The 20,261-nt window shown below is 61.7% G+C and carries 18 protein-coding genes, 1 tRNA gene, 1 other RNA gene, 1 pseudogene and 1 riboswitch; of the genes and pseudogenes, 8 read left to right on the top strand and 13 right to left on the bottom strand.

Annotated elements, in window-relative coordinates:
* Positions 1–32 precede the first annotated feature (32 nt).
* Complete coding sequence (locus ACNKID_RS01665; RefSeq protein ID WP_417911692.1) at positions 33–434, bottom strand: hypothetical protein; 402 nt, start codon at positions 432–434, stop codon at positions 33–35.
* Positions 435–818: 384 nt separating this feature from the next.
* On the opposite strand from ACNKID_RS01665, the pseudogene ACNKID_RS01660 reads away from it, so the two are divergent.
* Positions 819–1,823 (top strand): annotated as a pseudogene (locus ACNKID_RS01660) (AI-2E family transporter); the annotation flags it as partial.
* A 72-nt stretch (positions 1,824–1,895) separates the two neighbouring features.
* Here ACNKID_RS01660 and uppP read toward each other — a convergent pair.
* On the bottom strand, positions 1,896–2,711 hold the full coding sequence (uppP, locus tag ACNKID_RS01655) for an undecaprenyl-diphosphatase UppP (protein WP_417911691.1): 816 nt from the start codon (positions 2,709–2,711) through the stop codon (positions 1,896–1,898).
* Positions 2,712–2,837: 126 nt separating this feature from the next.
* Between uppP and ACNKID_RS01650 the strand changes: the two genes are divergently transcribed.
* The 4 genes from ACNKID_RS01650 (at position 2,838) to ACNKID_RS01635 (ending at position 6,803) form a co-directional block, all read left to right on the top strand.
* The gene (locus ACNKID_RS01650) at positions 2,838–3,740 is read left to right on the top strand and encodes a hypothetical protein (RefSeq protein WP_417911690.1); all 903 of its coding nucleotides are present in this window, start codon (positions 2,838–2,840) and stop codon (positions 3,738–3,740) included.
* A 40-nt stretch (positions 3,741–3,780) separates the two neighbouring features.
* Positions 3,781–4,473: a hypothetical protein gene (locus ACNKID_RS01645; RefSeq protein WP_417911689.1), complete on the top strand. Its 693-nt coding sequence runs from the start codon at positions 3,781–3,783 to the stop codon at positions 4,471–4,473.
* 42 nt (positions 4,474–4,515) lie between these two features.
* Positions 4,516–4,857, top strand: coding sequence for a histidine triad nucleotide-binding protein (locus ACNKID_RS01640; protein WP_417911688.1), 342 nt, complete (start codon positions 4,516–4,518; stop codon positions 4,855–4,857).
* Positions 4,858–5,072: 215 nt separating this feature from the next.
* Positions 5,073–6,803, top strand: coding sequence for an O-antigen ligase family protein (locus tag ACNKID_RS01635; RefSeq protein ID WP_417911687.1), 1,731 nt, complete (start codon positions 5,073–5,075; stop codon positions 6,801–6,803).
* Between the two features lie 16 nt (positions 6,804–6,819).
* On the opposite strand, the gene ACNKID_RS01630 is transcribed toward ACNKID_RS01635, so the two are convergent.
* The 11 genes from ACNKID_RS01630 to thiC form a co-directional block, all read right to left on the bottom strand.
* Positions 6,820–7,545: an ATP-binding protein gene (locus ACNKID_RS01630; protein ID WP_417911686.1), complete on the bottom strand. Its 726-nt coding sequence runs from the start codon at positions 7,543–7,545 to the stop codon at positions 6,820–6,822.
* Positions 7,546–7,849: 304 nt separating this feature from the next.
* Positions 7,850–8,182, bottom strand: coding sequence for a divalent-cation tolerance protein CutA (gene cutA / locus ACNKID_RS01625; RefSeq protein ID WP_417911685.1), 333 nt, complete (start codon positions 8,180–8,182; stop codon positions 7,850–7,852).
* A gap of 105 nt (positions 8,183–8,287) precedes the next feature.
* Positions 8,288–9,025: an HD domain-containing protein gene (locus tag ACNKID_RS01620; protein ID WP_417911684.1), complete on the bottom strand. Its 738-nt coding sequence runs from the start codon at positions 9,023–9,025 to the stop codon at positions 8,288–8,290.
* A 28-nt stretch (positions 9,026–9,053) separates the two neighbouring features.
* Positions 9,054–10,229, bottom strand: a complete 1,176-nt coding sequence (gene ispD / locus ACNKID_RS01615; RefSeq protein ID WP_417911683.1) for a 2-C-methyl-D-erythritol 4-phosphate cytidylyltransferase — start codon at positions 10,227–10,229, stop codon at positions 9,054–9,056.
* Between the two features lie 11 nt (positions 10,230–10,240).
* Positions 10,241–10,616: RNase P RNA component class A (gene rnpB, locus ACNKID_RS01610), an RNA gene on the bottom strand.
* A gap of 19 nt (positions 10,617–10,635) precedes the next feature.
* On the bottom strand, positions 10,636–11,223 hold the full coding sequence (locus ACNKID_RS01605; protein ID WP_417911682.1) for a hypothetical protein: 588 nt from the start codon (positions 11,221–11,223) through the stop codon (positions 10,636–10,638).
* Positions 11,224–11,258: 35 nt separating this feature from the next.
* A complete protein-coding gene (locus ACNKID_RS01600) occupies positions 11,259–11,666 on the bottom strand; it encodes a ribonuclease HI family protein (protein WP_417911681.1) in 408 nt (135 codons plus the stop codon).
* Entirely contained in the window at positions 11,663–12,478 is an 816-nt protein-coding gene (locus ACNKID_RS01595) for a zinc ribbon domain-containing protein (protein WP_417911680.1), read from the bottom strand. The genes ACNKID_RS01600 and ACNKID_RS01595 overlap by 4 nt, the downstream gene beginning before the upstream one ends.
* A gap of 33 nt (positions 12,479–12,511) precedes the next feature.
* A complete protein-coding gene (locus ACNKID_RS01590; protein ID WP_417911679.1) occupies positions 12,512–13,330 on the bottom strand; it encodes a Nif3-like dinuclear metal center hexameric protein in 819 nt (272 codons plus the stop codon).
* A gap of 179 nt (positions 13,331–13,509) precedes the next feature.
* Positions 13,510–13,586: transfer RNA gene (locus tag ACNKID_RS01585), tRNA-Ile, on the bottom strand.
* A gap of 53 nt (positions 13,587–13,639) precedes the next feature.
* Positions 13,640–14,998, bottom strand: a complete 1,359-nt coding sequence (gene thiC, locus ACNKID_RS01580; RefSeq protein WP_417911678.1) for a phosphomethylpyrimidine synthase ThiC — start codon at positions 14,996–14,998, stop codon at positions 13,640–13,642.
* Positions 14,999–15,085: 87 nt separating this feature from the next.
* Positions 15,086–15,257: riboswitch (cobalamin riboswitch) on the bottom strand.
* Positions 15,258–15,824: 567 nt separating this feature from the next.
* Between thiC and ACNKID_RS01575 the strand changes: the two genes are divergently transcribed.
* The 3 genes from ACNKID_RS01575 to metK are packed head-to-tail and all read left to right on the top strand — an operon-like array spanning position 15,825 to position 20,149.
* Complete coding sequence (locus ACNKID_RS01575) at positions 15,825–17,048, top strand: LL-diaminopimelate aminotransferase (protein ID WP_417911693.1); 1,224 nt, start codon at positions 15,825–15,827, stop codon at positions 17,046–17,048.
* 27 nt (positions 17,049–17,075) lie between these two features.
* The gene (locus tag ACNKID_RS01570; protein ID WP_417911677.1) at positions 17,076–18,971 is read left to right on the top strand and encodes a bifunctional homocysteine S-methyltransferase/methylenetetrahydrofolate reductase; all 1,896 of its coding nucleotides are present in this window, start codon (positions 17,076–17,078) and stop codon (positions 18,969–18,971) included.
* Positions 18,972–18,985: 14 nt separating this feature from the next.
* Entirely contained in the window at positions 18,986–20,149 is a 1,164-nt protein-coding gene (gene metK / locus ACNKID_RS01565) for a methionine adenosyltransferase (RefSeq protein ID WP_417911676.1), read from the top strand.
* Positions 20,150–20,261 lie beyond the last annotated feature (112 nt).

Here is a 20,261-nt window from a genome sequence, read left to right as displayed (position 1 = left end):
TCATTGTCCGCTACAATCTCAACTTGAGAGCATCACTTGCCATTTGACCACCACCGAAAATAGCGGGCTTTCATGACTGAGGGGCTCTTGCTGCCGGTCTGCGGCCCGACCGCCGGAATGCTGATCAGCAGCTCCATGTCCTGCTTCATGCCGGGATGGCTGTCAATATGGCCGTCAACCGCCTGCTGGAGCCATTTGAGTTCCGCCGCATGAAAGCTGACAGCGTCAAGAATGGATTGCAGGACACGAGGCGGCGTGTTGGCGGCTTCGGCCTTTTCCAGACGGTTTTTCTCGCGGCGGACGGCATCGCGGCGGGCCAGAAGCGACTGGAGCATCCGCGCCTCCGGTGACGGCGGCTGCCATGTTTCAGGCTTGAGCAGCACTTCGCAGCGGGCAAGGAAAAAGCTGTCCACTTTGTCCGTTTTGGTGCTCATAGCCAGGCCGCGTCGCAACCTACTGCTTCGCCGTATATGCTGCGCCGTATAAAAGCCTCGCTCGATCTCGCAGGACGGCATCGAGCGACCGAAGAAAAAGGGTCGAGCGAGGGCGTGCTGCGAGATCGAGCGAGGCTTTGTAGGGAGATCGCTCGATGCTTTTCCTGAAGCAGCAGCGAGCGGCGGATGAAATCAGGCTGACGGGCGGCAAAACCGCTTGTTTTTTTAACAGAAGGCAGCAAGATTGCGCTCTGAGGCGGCGATGCGGGGGAGACAGGCGGAAGGCGGCACGGCAAACTGTTTGACAGCATGGTGCAGTCTTTATAAACTGTCGGGAGCGGCACTCCGCCGCCGCCATTTCCTTTTTAGCTCCGCGCGTCTGTCATGATCAAACATTCCAAGCTCAACAACATCGTCCTCCTGATCATGGTCATGCTGATTTCAGCCCTGTTCCTGATCATGATCCGGCAGTTTCTCATGGCCACTTTCATGGCCGGGCTGTTCTCGGCCATGTCCGCGCCGCTGCACCGGCAGCTGACCCGGCATCTGCAAGGCCGCGAGAACATGGCCTCCGCCGCTGTGGTGGCCGGGGTCTTCTGCCTGATTCTGGTGCCGCTGGGCTTCCTCCTTGGGCTAGTGCTCAGTCAGGCCGTGCATGTGGGCCAGTCCGTGACCCCGTGGGTGCAGTCCTTTGTCAAGGAGCCTAGCCTGCTGAGCGGCTACGCGGAGAAGATTCCCTATTATGAACAGATCCTTCCCTACCGCGACATGATCATCGCCAAGGCGGGCGAGCTGGTCGGCAGCGTCTCCGGCCTGCTGATCAACTCGCTCTCCTCCATCACCAAGATGACCGTGAACGCCTTGTTCAACGCGGTGATCATGCTCTACGTGATGTTCTACTTCCTGACCGAGGGCAGCGCACTGCTCAGAAAGATTCTGTACTATCTCCCGCTTGACCATGAGGCCGAGCAGAAGCTGCTCCTCCGCTTCACCTCGGTGGCCGGAGCGACGATGAAATCAACGCTGATTATCGGCATCCTTCAAGGCGGGCTGTGCGGGCTGGCTTTTCTTTTCGCCGGGATACAGGGCGCGGCGTTCTGGGGCACGGTGATGGCGGTGCTGTCCATCATTCCAGCGGTCGGGACAGCCTTGGTCTGGGCACCGGCGATGGTTGTTCTTGGCGTGAAAGGGGACTTTGCCGGGGTGATCATTCTGGCAGTCGTCTGCGGCGCAGTGGCAGGCAACTTGGACAACCTGCTCCGGCCCCGCTTGGTGGGCAAGGACACCGAGATGCACGACCTCTTCGTGCTCTTCGGCACCCTTGGCGGCATTGCCCTGTTCGGCGTGCTCGGCATCATCATCGGCCCGATCATCGCCGCCCTGTTCATCACGGTCTGGGAGATTTACGGCGATGCGTTCCGCGACTACCTGCCGGAGGTGGGGGAATTGGGACGGCGCAGTTCAGCGGATGAGGAGCAGCACAGTCAGCCCCAGCGCGGCGCAGTATCCGGCGAAGAGATGCAGGGAATGCCTGCTCAGGTAGCTGATCAGCCAGCGGATGGCGATGTAGCCGGAGATCATCGCGGTGAGGAAGCCGACCAGCAGCGGCGGCAGGAAGGCACTGACATTGTGCAGGCCGAGGAGGTCCTTGCCCGCCAGCACCCCGGCCCCGACCATCACCGGCACTGACATCAGGAAGGAGAAGCGGGCGGCAGCAGGCCGGTCGAGATGCCGGGTCATGCCGCCTGCCAAGGTCGCGCCGGAGCGGGACAAACCAGGCAGCAGTGCCAATGCTTGGGAAAAGCCGATCCAGAGGCTGTCCTTCCAGTCAATGTCCTGCATGGAGCGTCGTCGTCGGCCTGCCAGCTCGGCAATGACCAGCAGAACAGCAGTGCAGAGCAGGAACACGCCGGTTATTTTCGGGCTGGCAAAGGCCTGCTCCACCAAGTCTTTGCAGAGCAGGCCAATGACCACCGCAGGCAAGGTGGCGAGAATCAGCAGCCAGCCCATGCGGGCATCTGCCTCGGCAAAGGGCTGCCGCCGGGCTATGCCCCGGAAGAACGACGAGGTGATGGCGGCCAGATCGTGGCGGTAGTAGACCAGCACCGCCACCAGCGTGCCCATCTGCACCAGCACATCAAAGATAAATGCCTGCTCTTTTGGGAAATGCCAGCCGAGCAGACGCGGGGCCAGCACTAAATGGCCGGAGCTGGACACAGGGATGAACTCGGTCAGGCCTTGGACAAGGCCAAGGACAAAGGCTTGCAGCAACGTCATGGCGGCTCCTGTAAAGGGGATTAGAAAAGCGAGTCGGAGCCAGTCTATGGAGATTTCGGCAAACGGTCAAGTGCTGAATGGCCGGGCCGGGCTTGACGATGGCTCAGCGATGTGCGAAAATCCCCCATGCCCGACACCCTCGCTCATTTCGGCATTCAGATCATCGCCAGCAAAGCCCTGTTTCGGGAAGCGGATGCCCGCTGGATCGGCATCGGCTGCCTGCTGCCTGATCTGCCGTGGATCCTCCAGCGGGCCGCGCTGGCCTTGGGCTGGGCCAATCCGGTCGGCCTGCGCCTGTACGCGGTCATTCAGTCCAGCCTTTTCTTCAGCCTGCTGCTGGCTGCCGCCCTCAGCCTGCAAGCCGCGCAAAGCCGCCGTGTCTTCTTGCTGCTGACATGGAACTGCCTGCTCCACCTGCTGCTTGATCCTCTGGAAATCAAATGGGGCAACGGCAGCCTGCTGGCCGCGCCGTTCTCTTGGCAGCTGACCAGCTTCGCGCTGTTCTGGCCGGAAGACATGCCGCCCCGTCTGCTCGCCCTGCTCGGCCTGCTGCTCTTTCCTGCCGCAGCTTGGCTGGATATCCGGCGGCGGGAACTCTGTTTCATCCGCAACAAACAGCGGCAGGCTGCGGGCCTGCTGCTTCTGCTGCTGTATATCCTTCTGCCCTTCGGCCTGTTCAGCGGCCCGCTGAAAAAGGACAACCACTTTGCCGCCACCCTGCTGGCCGAGAACCGCAGCAGCAGCTGGATTGACTTTGACCGCTGGCCGTATCAGGCCGGAAGTCAGAGCATTCTTGCCTATTCCGGCGAGACGCTGCGGCTGGCTGTTCCCTTCGACAGTCTGCCTGCGCAGGACGGCACACTCTCCGGGCGGGGCCGTTTTCTCAGCCACAGCGAGGTGCTGCTGGCCGAATGGCATCTCCACCGCAGCGGACGCGACCTGCGCTCCTTGGCTGGACTTTTTTTGCTCATCGCAGTCTGGTCAGTTGCTATCCGCGAAAAACGTATTACTATACGCAGGCCCTGCTGAAAGGGCCGCTCATCCTGCACTCTTCCAACACCACGCCGCCATGACTCACTTGCTCAGAACCGCTGTCCTGCTCTGCTTTGTCAGCCTTCCCGTCCTTGCCGCAGCCGCGCCGCCGGAGCCTGCTGCCAAAGCATCGAAAAATCAGCCGCCCGCCGCGCAGGCCAAACCTGCGGCGGTGAAAAAAACGAAAGCCCAAGCCCAGCCGGTGACAGTTGTGCTGCCGGAATCAGCTCTCTTTCAAACCCTGAGCAGCCTGCTTCCCCTGCCGCTGGAGCACAGTGCCAGCCAGCAGCTCCAAGGCAGCGTCACGGTTGACTCCATCAGCAGGCTGTCTGTGGACAATGGGCGGATCATCGTCAGCGGCCAGCTGTCAGGCCGTAATATGAGCATGAACGCCGATGTCGGCGGACAAAGCATCCAAGTCCGGCTGGGCAGCCTCACGCTGCCGGTCACCTGCGAGACTGCGCTGCGCTTTGATCCAGCCAAGCAATTGCTGCTGCTCACGCCACGCTTTCAGCGGTCGGCCCACGGCAACGGCGATGCCGACGAGCCGCTGCTGGCCCTGCTCAACAGCCTGAGCAAGCAGTATGAGGTGCCGCTGCGCAACTTCATGCCGATTAGCGGAGAGATCGGCTCCGCCAAAGTGCTTCTGCGCATGGAGCCGATCGACATCCGGGCTGAGGACGGCGCGGTGACTCTGCGGCTGCGGCCTGTGGCCGGAAAACAGCCTTGAGCCTGCCGCTCATTTCTTTTTAAATTTTTCAGGAGAACGTCTATGGCTGACAACTGCATTTTCTGCAAAATCATCCGGGGAGAAATCCCTGCGGCCAAGCTCTACGAGGACGAGGAGCTGCTGGCCTTCCGGGACATCAATCCTGCTGCGCCGGTGCATTTTCTTGTCATTCCCAAGAAGCACATCAGCGGGCCTGCCGCTGTGGCCGCTGAAGACGAGCGGCTGATCGGCAAGATGCTGCGCATCGGCAGCGAGACTGCGAAAAAGGAAGGCCTTGAGGACTTCCGGGTGGTCTTCAACAACGGGGCGCAGGCCGGGCAGACGGTCTTCCACATCCACATGCACATTCTCGGCGGACGCGATCTGAACTGGCCGCCGGGCTGACAAGCCTCTCCTCCCGCAGGGGCAGTTCGAGAACTACTCCTGCGCACATCATCTGCGGCCTATACAAGAAGTCTGCTGTTGACAGGTGCCGCCGTATGGCCTACGATAGGCCGCTGTCATCTTCAGCAAGTCATCTCAGCCTGTTGAGCAAAAAGAAGGCCGGAGCGGTAGCTGCGCTCAATGGAGCTGATTTCCTTCTGCAAACGTGCCGCGTTATGTCATCTGCGCCGCTTCTCCTTCTGCTCTGCTTCGCACCGCTGGCCTTCGGAACCACGGAAACGTGGTCTGTCGCGGCAGCGGAGACGCTGGCTGCTGTGGCTGTTCTGCTCCACTTCCGCCCCTGCGCCGCAAGGAGGACAGCTTTTCAGTCCGTCCCCGGCCTGCTGCCGCTGCTCCTTCTGCTGCTCTGGCTGCTCGCTCAATGCCTGCCCCTGCCGCCCGCGCTGATGCAGGCCCTATCGCCTCAGACAGCGGCAGTCTGGCAGCCGGTGCTTGATCTGCTGCCGCCGGACACGTGGATCCCCCTGAGCCTCAACCCGCAGGCTGCCTTGCGCGAAGGGCTGCGCCTTGGTAGCTATGTTCTTGTGTACATCCTTGCCGCGCAGCTGCTCTGCTCTGGCAGAAGGCTGTCTCTCTTCCTCAGCAGCATCGCCGGGCTGACGCTGTGCATAGCCATCGTCACAATGCTCCAGCGGGCTGCCGCGCCTGAAAGCCTGTTCTGGCTCAGACCGGTGCGCAGCGGGTTTGGCTCCTTCGGCCCGTGGGTCTACAGAAACCATTACGCCGGTTTCATGGTCATGACCTGCCCGCTGCTGCTGGCCGCCTGCCTGCTCAATCTGCCTGAAAGAGACGGCGAGGAGGAGACGCTGCGGCAGCGGCTGCTGCGCCTCTGCTCCGGCAGCGGCCTACATCTGCTTTTCGGCTTCGGGGCAATGGCAGCTGTCGCTTCAGTCTTTCTGAGCCAGTCGCGGGGCGGCATCCTCAGTCTGACGGTCGCTCTGCTGGTCTTTGTTCTGCTCTTGGCGTGGAGGATGCGAGAGAGGTGGTTGATCCTGCCCCTACTGGCTGTGCTGCTGGCCGGGGCATGGTTCAACTGGGACAGCCTGCTGCTGCGGTTTCAATATGCTGTGGATCCAAACGGCGGCCTGCGCGACGACCGCCTGCTGATCTGGCGCGACACGTTCAGGATCATCGCCGACTTCCCTCTGACCGGCGCCGGCGTTGGCAGCTTCGCGGATGTCTTTCCCAGCTACAAGACCTTGGCCGACGACCTGTTTTACGATCATGCCCACAACGACTTCCTTGAGCTGCTGGCCGAGGGCGGCGCAATCGGCTTCCTGCTGGCCGCCTGGTTCGCCTGGACTGTGCTGCGCAGCGGCTGGCGGCAGATATTCAGCCGTCATGACCGGCTGGCTGTGCTGACCGCCATCAGCGCGTTCAGCGGCCTTGCCGGACTGCTCTTCTTCAGCCTGACTGACTTCAACCTGCACAACTGGGCGAACGGGCTGCACTGCTTCTTCCTCTGCGCCCTGCTGGCCGCTGCCGGACGCGCCCGGCAGCATCACCGCCGCCCGGCTGAGACAGCGGCGCAGTCTCCTGCCGCAGGCGGGCTGGTCTTTCTTGGCGCGGCAGTCCTGCTGCTGGCTGTGCTGCGGCTGCACGGCGGCGCGCTCACAGCGGCAGCCGCCTACAGCTGGGCCAAAAGCGCGGCAGAGGAGCCAGGCCGCAGCGCTGAGGAGAAGAGCAGGCGGATAGAGGAGCTGCTGGAGGAGGCGCGGCGCGGTGATCCGTGGAACGGACTGTACCCCTATCTGCTGGGCAGGATCAGAATGCGGCAGCGCCGGCCTGAGCTGGCGCTGCCGCTGCACGTGGAAGCGGCCCGGCGGCAGCCGCTGGAGGAGAAATATCTGCGGGCTGCGGCGCGGGCCAGACAGGCGAGGCAATGACAGCGGCAGCCGCGCTTCAGGCGGTCAGCCAGTCGCGCCTGTCGAGCAGCCTGCCTTGGGTGGAGACCACCACATGCCGCACAGGGACCGTGCACTTGGCCTGGTCATAGGCGTGACGGACGAGCTGGATCATGGAGCCGCAGCAGGGCACCTCCATGATCAGGATGGTCACGCTCCGCAGTTTCCGGGTCTTGAACAGCTCGGTGAAGCGGTCAACGTAGAGCTGCTGGTCGTCGAACTTGGGGCAGCCCATCATCACCTTGCGGCCCGGCAGGAAGTCGCTGTGCAGACTGGCGCAGGCCACAGCCGTGCAGTCAGCGGCGATGAGCAGGTCGCAGTCTTCCAGAAACGGCGCGGACGGCGGCACCAGCCTGATCTGCACCGGCCAGTGGCTGAGCGTGCTGCCCTGCTGCGCGGAAGGCGTGTTGGCCGCCGCATCGCAGGGCTGCTGCATCTTCAGCTGGGCGGACGGGCAGTGCCCATGCGACTGCTTGCCTTCTGCGGCCAGAAAGGCATCCACCGCCGCCTGATCAAAGTCCTCGGCCTCGCGCTCAATGATCTTCAGCGCGCCGAGTGGGCAATGGCCCAGACAAGCCCCAAGCCCGTCGCAGAGCTTGTCCGCCACCAGTTTGGCCTTGCCGTCGATAATCCGCAGCGAGCCTTCCGCGCAGTTGGGCACGCACTCGCCGCAGCCAGTGCAGAGCGCCTCGTCAATCTCGATAATCTTCCGTGTTGGGTTCATAGCAGTCCTTGTGCGTGAGTAAACTTCTGCAAGTAGATTGTGCTCCGCATGAGCTTGCTCCTGCGTGCTCCGCATCAGCAGGCTCATGCGGAGCGCCAGGGGCTGCTGATGCAGTGGGCATCAGCCTGCTCATGCAGAGTGCATCAGCAGACTCATGCTGAGTGCATCAGCAGACTCATGCTGAGTGCGTCAGCCTGCTGATGCGCAGGGCATGAGCCTGCCGGGACAAAGCGCATCAGCACGCTCATGCGCTGAATGCGGCCCTCTTGCCCGTATGCAAGAGGGCGAGCCGTTGCTTTTTTGTTCAGCATGAGGCGGGCGGGTCGCATTCCTTGCTGATCCAGCCCAAATAGCCGGGCAGGCCGTCTGTGATGGGCAGCTGAATGATCTCCGGCAGCTCATAGGCGTGCCAAGAGCGGACGCAGTCCTCCACCTTGTTGTACAGGGAGCGTTTCGTCTTGATCAGCATCAGCTTTTCCGATGCGCAGCAGATCTTGCCCTGCCAGCGGTACCAGCTCTGAATGGGCATGACCTGCACGCAGGCGGCCAGCCGCTTGTCCAGCAGGGCCTCAATGATATGGGTGCCGTTTTCGTCGTCAGAGAAGCTGGTGATGACGATGCAGTATTCCTCTTGCATGACTGGATTCCCCCCGCGCGGTTGTGGTTGAGAAGACCGCCCGGTCATCCGGGAGGCCTTCGGGCGACAGTCCAACAGACCATCGGGTGATGGTCTCATAATTGATCAGCGGACCAGCTTCTGCAAGGCCGCCCGCGCCTGCTTCGCGCCGGCCTGCGTCAGCATCAGGCTGATCATCTTGTCCAGCTGCTGCTGGGAGAGCGGCTTTTCCTGATGCTCCTCGGCCATGTTGACGATCAGATCCGCATCGTAGAGGACCTTGAAGTTGACCGTCTCGGTCTCACGCGGGCTGTGGTGGTGGCCGATGATGTCGCAGACCTCGTCAATCAGCTCCGGCTGGGCCTTGAGCGCGGTCAGCAGCTCCCGCGCCACCGGCGGCCCCTCGCTGTGCTGATAGCGGGGCAGCGAGGACTTGAACTTGCGCTCCGCCTCCTTGATGCCGATGTCGTGCAGGCAGCCGCAGGCAATGATCACCAGCAGGTCTCCGCCCGGCTCCTGCCTGCCGATGATCTCCGCCTGCTCGGCAACGGCCTCAGCGTGACGGATGCGGCGGCTGTCGCTGCCAAAGTAGCTGCGCATGGACGCGGCGACCTTGTTCTTGAACAGGCCGCCCTTGGCTATGGCCAGCTCCGGCGGCAGCGAGCCGAGGCACTGCTCGGCGTAGGGGCAGTAGGAGGCGCAGCCGAAATCCATCTTCGGATTGAGCAGCTTGCGGCCGCAGCTGCGGCAGGTGCGCTGGCTGTCGTCCTTGAAGAACTCCACCGCCTGCCCGCAGTGCGGGCACTTGCTCTCAAAGACCGCCTCGCCGCTCCAGTAGCGGCTGTCCTGTCCTGGGCATTGCATGATGATCCTCCCTCGGTTCCTGTTGATGTCAAGCTGATGTCAGCAGCGCCACCGCATGGCTGCTGATGCCCTCGCCGCGTCCGGCGTAGCCCATGCCCTCGGTGGTGGTGGCCTTGATGTTGACCGCCTCAGTCCCGCAGACAGCGCAAAGCCGGGCCTGCATCGCCGCCATGTGCGGGGCCAGCTTGGGCCGCTGGCAGATCACGGTGATGTCCGCGTTCAGCAGGCGCATTCCCTTTGCCCTGACCAAAGCCATCACCCGCGCCAGCAGCTGGCAGCTGTCCGCGCCCCGGTGCTGCTCGTCGCTGTCCGGGAAGTGGCGGCCTATGTCGCCCTCGCCCAGCGCGCCGAGCAGCGCGTCCATCAAGGCGTGCACCAGCACATCCGCGTCAGAATGGCCGTCCAAGCCAAGGTGATAGGGAATCTCCTGCCCGCCAAGAATGAGCCTGCGCCCCTCAACCAGGCGGTGCGCGTCAAAGCCGTGGCCGATCCGCATGATGCTGTCCTCCTCCTGCCGGAGCAGAGCGGCGGCAAGGGCCAAGTCCTCCGGCTGGGTGATTTTCAAGTTGCGCGCGCTGCCCATGACCACGCTGACCGGAATGCCTGCGTGCTCCAGCAGTGAAGCCTCGTCCGTGCCGGCAAAGCTGTCTGCCTCAGCCTGGCGACAGGCCTGCTCCAGCAGAACGCGGTCTGCGCCCTGCGGGGTCTGCGCCTGCCAGAGCCGCTCGCGGTCAACAGTGCGGAGCACAATGCCGCCCGCAGCCTCTTTCAGGGTGTCCTTGACCGGCACAGCGGCGATCACCGCGCCGTGCTCGGCAATGCCAGCTATGCAGCGGTCAATGAGCGCAGCTGTGACTAAAGGCCGGGCACCGTCATGAACCAAGACCTGGCCAATGTCCGCAGGCAGGGCGGCGAGGCCGTTGCGCACGGACTGCTGGCGGGTCGCGCCGCCTGCGGCAAAGCCGAGCTTGTCCTGCTGGGCAGGAGAAAGAAAAGGAAGGATCAGAGCCGCCCCGGACTGGAGCTGCTCCGGCGGCAGCACGGCGATGACCGCGTCCACCTTAGGATGATCAAGAAAGACCCGCAACGTGCGGGCCAGCACCGGCATTCCGGCCAGCTCAAGGAACTGCTTGGGCAATGCCATGCCCATCCTGCTGCCGGAGCCTGCGGCGGGGATGATCACGCCGACGCTGGTCTTTGTCATGAGAAAATGAAAAATTGGGGCGGACTGTAAGCCGAATTCTGTTCCTGCGATGCCGCCGCAGGCCATGATCATTTGACTTGGCCGCCGGTCGCCCGGCGGCTCGTGCAACCTACCCGGAAACATCGGACGGGCAGTCCTCAGGCGTTTCCCTATTTGGTCTTGCACCCGGCGGGGTTTTCCTTGCCCTGCAATGTCGCCACGCAGGCGGTGAGCTCTTGCCTCGCCATTTCAACCTTGCCTGTGAACGGTCGCCCGTTCCATCGGCGGTGTTTTTTCTGTGGCACTGTCCCCCGGTCGCCCGGAGTTCCTGTTAGGAACCGCCGCGCCCTGCGGTGTTCGGACTTTCCTCCCCGGCCCGGAAGCCGGAGCGATCATGCGTCCGCCCCAAAACTTGTGTTAGTTTTTTTTATTGCTTATGTAGAAATGCTGAAATATAGGACAACTCAGCGTCAACTATTTCTTTTAACATAGGAATCTCAATTGTTGGTGTAAAAAGTTTTCTCTGTCGGATATCTAGAACTGACATAGTATATTCACGTTGCAGTGAAGTTTGCATCAGTCCAAGTATTATGTCAGCTTTGTTCTTAGATAGCTGCTCGGATTTAAAATATAATTTAACTAAACATCTCTTCTCCCCTATTGCTAGGCCAAGCTCTGGGTTAACACGAATAGCAACATTTTCCTTCCCGTATTTTGCATGTATCGGCTCAAAGTACTCAATTTCTTTCCTCCCTATCCATTTACAATAATTATCCACTAGCACTGAATAGTTACCCTCTTTTTTTCTATCTGTTAACTGGCTAGTAAAACTGAGAAGATACTCTTTCCCTATTTTCCTTCTATGATACTCTTCTATCCTCTCTCTTAACGGTTTGTAAAAATCTTTTGCAGGATGATATTTTTCATCTTTCAAGGCAGCTCTAGCTTTTGTACTCCTGCTGATTCCCGACGCAACTACAATATCAACAAACGTTGTCAGAGAAATCTCTTTCACGGAACCATCCTCCTTAAATTAAGGGAAATACCATTTCATCTTCCTGTTCCATCAATTCCTTGGTTGGCGAGGTGATCCGCCCTTTTGTTCTGCTCGCGCGGCACATGGGCGACTGACCAGCCCTCCAAGCGGGCAAGCAGCTGCCGCACCTCCTCGAAGAGCGGCTTCAGCGTCTCGTGCTTGACCTTGTAGCGGCCTTGCAGCTGGCGGACGATCAGCTCGGAGTCAAGGCGGATGTCAAGACGGGCGCAGCCCAGCTCCAAGGCGGTCTGAAGGCCGAGGAGCAGGGCGCGGTATTCCGCCGCGTTGTTGGTGCAATGGCCGAGATGCAGCGAGCGGGCCGCCAGCTCGCGGCCCTCCGCGTCAAAGAGTGCCGCGCCCGCGCCCGCCGGGCCGGGATTGCCCCGCGACGCGCCGTCGGTGAAGAGCGTCCAGCTCATCATTCGTCGTTGAGCAGATCGTCCTCGCTTTCCTCGTCCTCCGCCTCCTCGTAGAGGTCATGGTCATCGTCAGGGCGGGGCCGCACTGGTTGCACCGGCGGCTCATTTTCGTCGGCGATGTAGAACAGAATGCGCTGGCAGGCCGGGCAAGAGCAGATTTCGCCGCCTTTGCGCACCTGATTGAACAGCTGCGGCGGCACAGTCATGAAGCAGCCTTGGCAGACCCCGGCGGAAACCCTGACCACGGCCAAGCCCTTGCGCTTTGCCAGCAGCTTCTCGTAGCGTCTTCTCTGGGCTTCGGGCAGCTCCAGCGCAAGCTGGTCGCGGCGGGCGAGCACTTCGGCTCGGCGGGCCTCAATCTGCCGCACCGCCTCCGCCGCCTTGGCCGCCTCTTCAGCCAGCAGCTTCCGCTCGCCCTTGCAGATGTTCTCCAGCTCCGCCGCCTTCTTCAGCTCGGCTTCGGCATCCTCCATCACTTGAAGCAGCTGATCCTCTGTGTCCTTGATCTGCCTCTTCGCGTCCTCAATCTCTTTGAGCAGGGCCTGATGCTCGCGGCTGGTCTGCACCTGCATCATCCTTACCTGCCGCTCTTTGATCCGCTCCGCCGCTTCTTCTCCTGCGGCCTTGATCGTCTCGCGGCTCTGCTCCAGCTCCACAGCCTTGGCGCGGCAGCGTCCGGCCTGCGCCTCGCGCTCGCTGACCGCCTTTTCCCGGTCAGCCTGCGCCTGCCGAACACCCTCCGTCTCCCGGCCCAGCCCGGCCAGCTCGCTGTCCAGCTCCTGCAAGGCGATCAGCCTGCTGATTTCTTCGCTCAAGATGCTCTCTCCTTTCTTTGCATATGGTCGTCGTTATTCTTTGAGAAAATTCTGCGGCACCAGCCGGAGCGGACTTTCTTGAGCGGCGAGATGAATCCGCACATTCAATCCCGCCTGCCGCGTCCGTTCAGCCAGCTGCTGCCGCAGGCGGCTCATGGATGGATTCTCCGTGGCGAAATGACCGCCGTCCAAGAGCCACAGCCCGGCTTCCTCAGCCCAGCGGGCGGTATGATGTTTGACTTCCGCTGTGATGAACACATCCGCGCCTACGGCCAGTGCTGTTTCAGCCAGATCAGCGCAGGAGCCGCCGCAGACGGCGGCTCTTGCCACCGCCTCCGGGCGCGGCCCAGCCTCCAGCAGCCAAGGCAGGGGCAGTGCCGCCCGCAGCTTGGCGAGAAAGTCCTCAGCGGAGAGCGGCTCCGGCAGACTACCGATCCTCCCAGTGCCGCAGCAGGGATCGGCTTTGTCTGCCGCCAGCGGCGCAGTTGCCATCAAGCCCAAGGCATCGGCCAGAGTGTCGCTGACTCCGCCCGGCGCAGCGTCAAAATTGGTGTGGCAGCTGATGACGCTGATTCCCGCCCGCAGCGCGGCAGCAAGGAAAGCACTGCCAGGCTGGTCGGTGCGCAGGCATTTCAAGGGGTGAAAGATAGCCGGATGGTGCGTGATGATCAGGTCGGCGGCAAGCACCTTCGCCTCAGTGATCAGCGCCAGCGTGGGGTCAAGACCCAGCAGCACGGCGTTGACGTTGCTGTGCGGGCTGCCGACAAGCAGGCCGACATTGTCCCAGCCCGCCGCCAAGGCAGATGGAGCTGAGTCCTCAAGTATGTCAAGAAACTGCTGAACGTTTGCCACGGAATGAAAAAGAGGCGCATCCAGAGCCGGATGCGCCTCTTCAGGGGTTATGACTTCTGCGCCGCTGCCTGAAAACAGATTCTATACCAGCAAGAATTCCAAAAACAGATGTTTGGATTCAAAAGACCGCCGCGCCGTGGATGAATTCATCAAGGCAGGAGACTGTCCTGCCGCCAGATTGGTGGGCCTACCTGGACTCGAACCAGGGACAGACCGGTTATGAGCCGGTGGCTCTAGCCAACTGAGCTATAGGCCCTCACGCAACGCAAAACACACCGCATATATTACCAGCCAAGCCGCGCAGGTCAATCAAAAAACGGCAGAACTCGGTTTTTCAGCAGGGCGGCCGTCCAGACCAGCGCAGCTCTTATCCCCGGCAATATCTTTGCCAAAGACCGCTGCGCCCTGTTTCATGGCGCAGAAGTCGCCGCACATGGTGCAGGTCTCGCTGCACTCCGGCATCCGGCTTTGGCGCAGCTCGCGGGCCAGCTCCGGGAAAAGCAGATGCTGATGCAAATCCGTCCAGCGCATGTCCCGCCGCGCTTTCGCCGCCGCCTTCTCGTTCTTGCGGCGGTCAGGATATTTGGCAATGTCGCCCGCCCGCACAGCCAGCCGGGCGGCGCGGATGCCTTGGCGGACATCCTCCTCATTGGGCAAGGCAAGATGCTCCGCAGGTGTGATGTAGCAGATGAGATCCGCGCCATGGCGGGCGGACTGCGCCGCGCCGATGGCCGCGCTGATGTGATCATAGCCTGCGCCGCTGTCTAAGGGCAGAGGGCCGAGCACATAATAGGGCGCGTTGCCGCTCATTCGCTTTTCGAGCAGGATGTTGGCGGCAATCTCATCCAAAGGCACATGGCCTGGGCCTTCGACCATCATTTGACAGCCCATGTTCCGCCCCAGCTCGGCCAGCTCGCAGTTGATCACCATCTCCGCCACCTGGGCCCGGTCATGGCTGTCGTGAATAGCTCCTGCGCGGATGCCGTTGCCGAGCGAAAGCACGGCATCGTATTTCTTCATCAAGCCGCAGACCCGGTCAAATTGCTCGTAGAGCGGATTCTCCTTGCCTGTGCTGTCCATCCACGCAACCATGAAGGTGCCGCCTTTGGATACCAGCCCGCCGTAGCGGTATCCCTGCTTGCGCAGACGTTCGATTGTCCAGCGGTTGATGCCGCAGTGAATGGCCATGAAGCTGATGCCGTCGGCAAGCTGCCGCTCTATGATCTCGAACAGCTGCTCCGGGTCGAGCTTGCCCGGATTGCGATGGCTCAGCGCAGCTTCCCGAAATGCCTGATACAGCGGCACCGTGCCTGCTGGCAGCCGCGTCGCCGCCAGCACATTGCGGCGGATCGCGTCCAAATCGCCTGCCGCTGACAGCTCCATCAGGGTGTCCGCGCCTTCTTCTTCGGCAATCCGCGCCTTGCGCACTTCAAGGGCGAGGTCGCAGATGTCGGACGAGGTGCCGATGGAGGCGTTGACTTTCGTCCGCAGGCCCATGCCAATGCCGACCGCCTCCTGCTGAGGCCGCTTCGGATGGCTGAGAATGACGATTTCGCCCGCAGCCACGCGGGTTCTGACCAGCTCCGGCGCAAGCCCCTCGTTCTGGGCCACAGTGCTGATCTGCGCAGTGATGATGCCCTCGCGGGCCGCTTCCAATTGGGTTTTCATGCTCAACCTCATTGTTTGCACCCTGCCGGGAACAATGAGGCCCGGCAGAGCATACGCTCTCCGGAACCCTTTGCCATCGCGTTCCAATCCTGTTGAACAAACTTCAGCTCGTCTTCTGGCTTCCCCTCCTGTCCAGCGGCCTTCCCGTCTGCAAAGAGACAGTGGCCGCAACGCGCTGAACAGGCGTTTCCGGGGTCACAGCATCGGGAATGCCACGGAATCGCACCGTGTTCCGTTCACTGAAGTGTCATTTGCAATGTGATGAACCTCCGAGCCTCCAAGCATTGTTTCTGATCAGCCTGCTGTTTACAACGCGCATCCCCCAAAGTCAACAGAGAAATCCCCTCAAAGCAGCCAGCCGTTCATGTGTGCATCAGGGCCAAGCTTCCGCTCCATGCCAGCATGAAGGAAAAGTCAATGCTAGCATGGAGAGGTGCTCCATGCTACGTTCGAGGGTGGCTCCATGCTGGCATGGAGCATGTCTCCATGCTAGCATTGAAATTCACTCCATGCTAGCATCGAGAATTTCTCCATGCTAGCATCGAAATTCACTCCATGCTGGCATCGAGAATTTCTCCATGCCAGCATCGAAAAAATCTACAACACAGCATGGAGCGGAAGCCGCCTGCCGCGCTGCGGAATGTTCTCTGCTGACGTGATTGAACACCAGCATCTCTCTGAAGACTTCTTCTCTTCAGACTTTTTTGCCAGCCAGCCGCGCTTCCTGCCCAGCAGCTTGACTTTTCGCCCATATCAGGTAATATCCAGCACTCTTCCAACTCATCGCGCACCGTCAAGGGCCTGTCAATACAAACACCGGACTGCCATGCTGAAGATCAACGAGCACTACCTGAAGCTTCAGGCTTCGTACCTTTTTGCAGATATCGCCCGCCGTGTGGCCGCCTTCCAGCAAGCCCACCCAGATAAGAATATCATCCGCCTCGGTATTGGCGACGTGACCAGGGCCTTGCCAGCTGCCTGCATCGCCGCGTTTCACAAGGCTGTGGATGAGATGGCGGCGGACAGCAGCTTCCGGGGCTACGGCCCGGAGCAGGGCTACGCCTTCTTGCGCGAGGCCATCGCCAAGCACGACTTCCAAGCTCGCGGCGCGGAGATCAGCGCGGACGAGATATTCATCTCTGACGGGGCGAAATGCGACACCGGCAACATTCAAGAGCTGTTCAGCACCGATGCGCGGGTGGCTCTTCCTGACCCGGTCTATCCGGTCTATCTTGACACCAATGTCATGGCCGGACGCACCGGCGCGTTTGCTGACGGCCGCTATCAGGGCTTGGTGTATTTGGATTCCACAGCGGAAAACAACTACGTGCCTGCCCTGCCGAAAGAGCCGGTGGATTTGATCTATCTCTGCTTCCCCAACAATCCTACCGGCGCAACGGTCAGCAAGGACGAGCTGAAGCAGTGGGTGGACTACGCCAAGGCGAACAAGGCCCTCATCCTCTTTGACGCGGCCTACGAGTCCTTCATCCGCGACGAGTCCCTGCCGCACTCCATCTACGAGATTGAAGGGGCGCGGGAAGTGGCCATCGAGTTCCGCTCCTTCTCGAAAAGCGCAGGCTTCACCGGCACCCGCTGCGCGTACACGGTGGTGCCGAAGGAATGCGCCGCCTATGACAGCAAGGGCGGCAGGCAGCTTATTCATCCGCTCTGGAACCGCCGCCACTCCACCAAGTTCAACGGCGTGTCCTATCCGGTGCAGCGGGCTGCCGAGGCGGTGTACTCAGAGGAAGGCAAGGCCCAGTGCAAAGCCTTGATCAGCGGCTATCTGGAGAATGCCGACCTGATCGCGGCAGCCATGAAGGAGCTGGGCTATGAGTATGTCGGAGCTGCCAACGCGCCCTATGTCTGGATCCGCTGCGGCAAGGACTCGTGGGAATTCTTTGACCTGCTGCTGAACAAGGCGGGAGTGGTCTGCACGCCAGGCGCAGGCTTCGGCAAATGCGGACAGGGTTACATCCGGCTCTCCGCCTTCAACTCCCGCGAGAACGTGGCCCAAGCCTTGGAGCGGATCAAAGCGGCCTTGCGCTAAGCCTGCCGCTGCGAGCAATGAGCCTCCATGAAACCTGACTTTCTCACATACGTTCACGACCACGTCGTGCTGGGCGACGGCGCGCTTGGCTCCTACCTCTTTGAGCAGGGGGTGGAGCGGGGCCGCAACCTTGACCTGCTCAACGCCCAGGCCCCGGAGCTGGTGCTGGCCGCGCATGAGGAGTACATCCGGGCGGGCAGCCAGCTGATCGAGACCAACACCTTTGGCGCGAACCGCTTCAAGCTGCGCAAGGCCGGAGCCGGAGAACGGGTCAGGGAGATATGCCGGCTCGGCGCGGAAATCGCAGGCAAGGCTGCCGGGCAGCGGGTCTATGTGGCTGGCTCAGTGGGGCCGACAGGCTTTGCCTTTCCTTTGCATGAGGATGAGGTCACAGCAGAGGACATCCGCGCCGCCTTCTTCGAGCAGGCATTGGGTTTGGCTGAAGGCGGAGCTGACCTGCTGATCTTGGAGACCTTCTCCAGCCTTGAGGAGATACTCTTAGCGATAGCCGCAGCCCGTGCAGCCGCACCGCAGCTGCCTGTGGTCAGCCAGCTCATCTTCCCTGCCAAAGGGCTGACTGTGCTGGGCGAGGACGCGCTGCTCTGCGGCAGACGGATGCGGGACGCAGGCGCAGCCTTGGTCGGCACCAACTGCGGACGCGGCATGGATGCGGCAGTGCAGGCCATAGCCCGCATGTCGCCCTTGGCTGGCGAGGGCACGCCGCTGTCCGTCTTTCCCAATGCGGGGATGCCGGAGCTGCTCGACGGGCGGATGCTCTATCCGGCCCAGCCTGCCTACATGGCGCTGCGGGCCAAGGAGCTGCTGCGCAGCGGTGTGCATCTCCTTGGCGGCTGCTGCGGCACCACGCCTGCCCACATCCAGGAGTTCCGCGCCGCCCTGAAGATCAAGCCGGTGCGGGTGCAGGTCTCTGGCGTGGAACGGCGGAGCGAGGAGCCTGCCGCCGCTCCAGCCGCGTTCAAGAACGGCGGCTTCCTTGACTCGCTCCAGCCGGGCCGCCTGCCCATTGTTGTGGAATTAGACCCGCCCGCGCACTTGGATGCGGAGCCTGTCTTGCAGGGTGCGGCGAGGATCGCCGCAGCTGGAGCTGATGCCATCTCGCTGGGAGAGAATCCCTTGGCTGTGCTGCGGGCAGGCAACCTGAGCATGGCTGCGCTGATACGCCAGCGCACCGGCTTGCAGACCATCCTCCATCAGACCGGGCGGGACGTGAACGCCCTTGGCCTCCAGTCGCGGATGATGGACGCGCACCTGCTCGGCATTGAGGCGGTGCTGGCCATCTCCGGCGACTCAGCCGCAGGCACGGATCAGCCTGGAGTGAGCGGGGTCTTTGACCTGCGCTCCTACGGCCTGATCGCCATGCTCGAAGGGCTGAACCGGGGCCAGAGCATGGCCGGGCAGCCTTTGCGCAAGCAGACGAACTTCTCTGTCGGCTGCGCCTTCAGCTACCGTCCCTCAGAGTCCGCGACCCAGCTGCGGCGGCTGGAGAAGAAGGCCGAGCTGGGTGCCCGCTTCGCCATGACCCAGCCGCTGTTCTCTGCGGCAGCGGTGGAGCAGATGCTGGAGCAGACGCACCATATAGACCTGCTTGTCTTCCCCGGCATCTTCCCGCTCATCTCCGCCCGCAACGCCGAGTTCCTGCATAACGAGGTGCCTGGCATCACCGTGCCGCAGGAGCTGCGCAGCCGCTTGGCGCAGTTTGATCAGGTTGCCGACCAGCGCAAGGCGGCCTTGGAATACACAGCTGAGCTGGTCAGCCAGATCGCCCCGTGCATTGACGGCCTGTACCTGATCAGCCCGCTGAACAAATGGGAGATCGCGCTGGACTTTGTCGTTCAAGCCCGCCAGGCCGGATGGACCGGCAGCGGCAGGGCGGCGCGGACTCATCACCCTTCTTCAATCTAATTACGGAGCATCCCATGTCGCGTCATCTCTTCACATCCGAATCAGTGTCTGAAGGCCATCCTGACAAGGTGGCGGATCAGATCTCCGATGCCATCCTTGATGCCATCCTTAGTCAGGACAAATACGCCCGCGTCGGCTGCGAGAGCCTGGTCACCACCGGCCTGGCCATGATCGCCGGGGAGATCACCACCAGCGCCTGGGTGGACATGCCGGAGATCGTCCGCCAGACCATCAAGGAGATAGGCTACAACTCCTCGGAGATGGGCTTTGACTGGCAGTCCTGCGCGGTCATGACCAGCATAGACAAGCAGTCGCCTGACATCGCCCAAGGCGTGAACGAGGGCACTGGCCTTGACTTGGAGCAGGGCGCGGGCGATCAAGGCCTGATGTTCGGTTTCGCCTGCGACGAGACCGATGTGCTCATGCCCATGCCCATCACCTACGCGCACCGCCTGGTCAAGCGGCAGGCCGAAGTGCGCAAAGCCGGTGTGCTGCCCTGGCTGCGGCCCGACGCGAAGAGCCAAGTGACAGTGGAATACCACGGCAAGCAGGCCAAGCGCATCGAGGCGGTGGTGCTCTCCAGCCAGCACAGCCCGGCGGTCTCTTACGCCGACCTGAAGGAAGGCATCATGGAAGAGATCATCAAACCCATCCTGCCTGCCGAGATGCTCGACGCGAACACCAAGTACTTCATCAACCCCACAGGCCGCTTTGTCATCGGCGGGCCGGTGGGAGACTGCGGCGTGACCGGGCGCAAGATCATTGTCGACTCCTACGGCGGACGCGGCTCGCACGGCGGCGGGGCCTTCTCCGGCAAAGACCCGTCCAAGGTGGACCGCTCCTCATCCTACATGGGCCGCTATGTGGCCAAGAACATCGTTGCCGCAGGCCTGGCCTCGACCGTGGAAGTGCAGGTGGCCTACGCCATCGGCATCTCGCGGCCCGTGTCCATCAACGTCAACACCTTCGGTACCGGCAAGGTCTCGGAAGAGCGGCTGACCCAGCTGGTGAGCGAGATCTTCGACCTGCGGCCCAAGGCCATCATCCAGCAGCTCGACCTGCTCCGGCCCATCTACAAGCAGACCGCCGCCTACGGTCACTTTGGCCGCGAGCTGCCTGATTTCACCTGGGAGCGGACAGACAAGGCTGAGGCACTGAAGGCTGCGGCAGGGATTTGAGCCTACGTTTTTCCGACCGCTCTGTCATAGCTGTCATACGCCAAGCACCATAGGTATCATACTTCAGGAGTCATATATATGACTCGGCGGGAGTCATAGGTATGACTCGGCG

It is taken from the genome of Candidatus Electronema sp. TJ (assembly GCF_048287355.1).
Taxonomy (GTDB): domain Bacteria; phylum Desulfobacterota; class Desulfobulbia; order Desulfobulbales; family Desulfobulbaceae; genus Electronema.
Note: the sequence above shows the minus strand (reverse complement) of the source record. Positions and strands in the feature narration are given on the sequence as shown.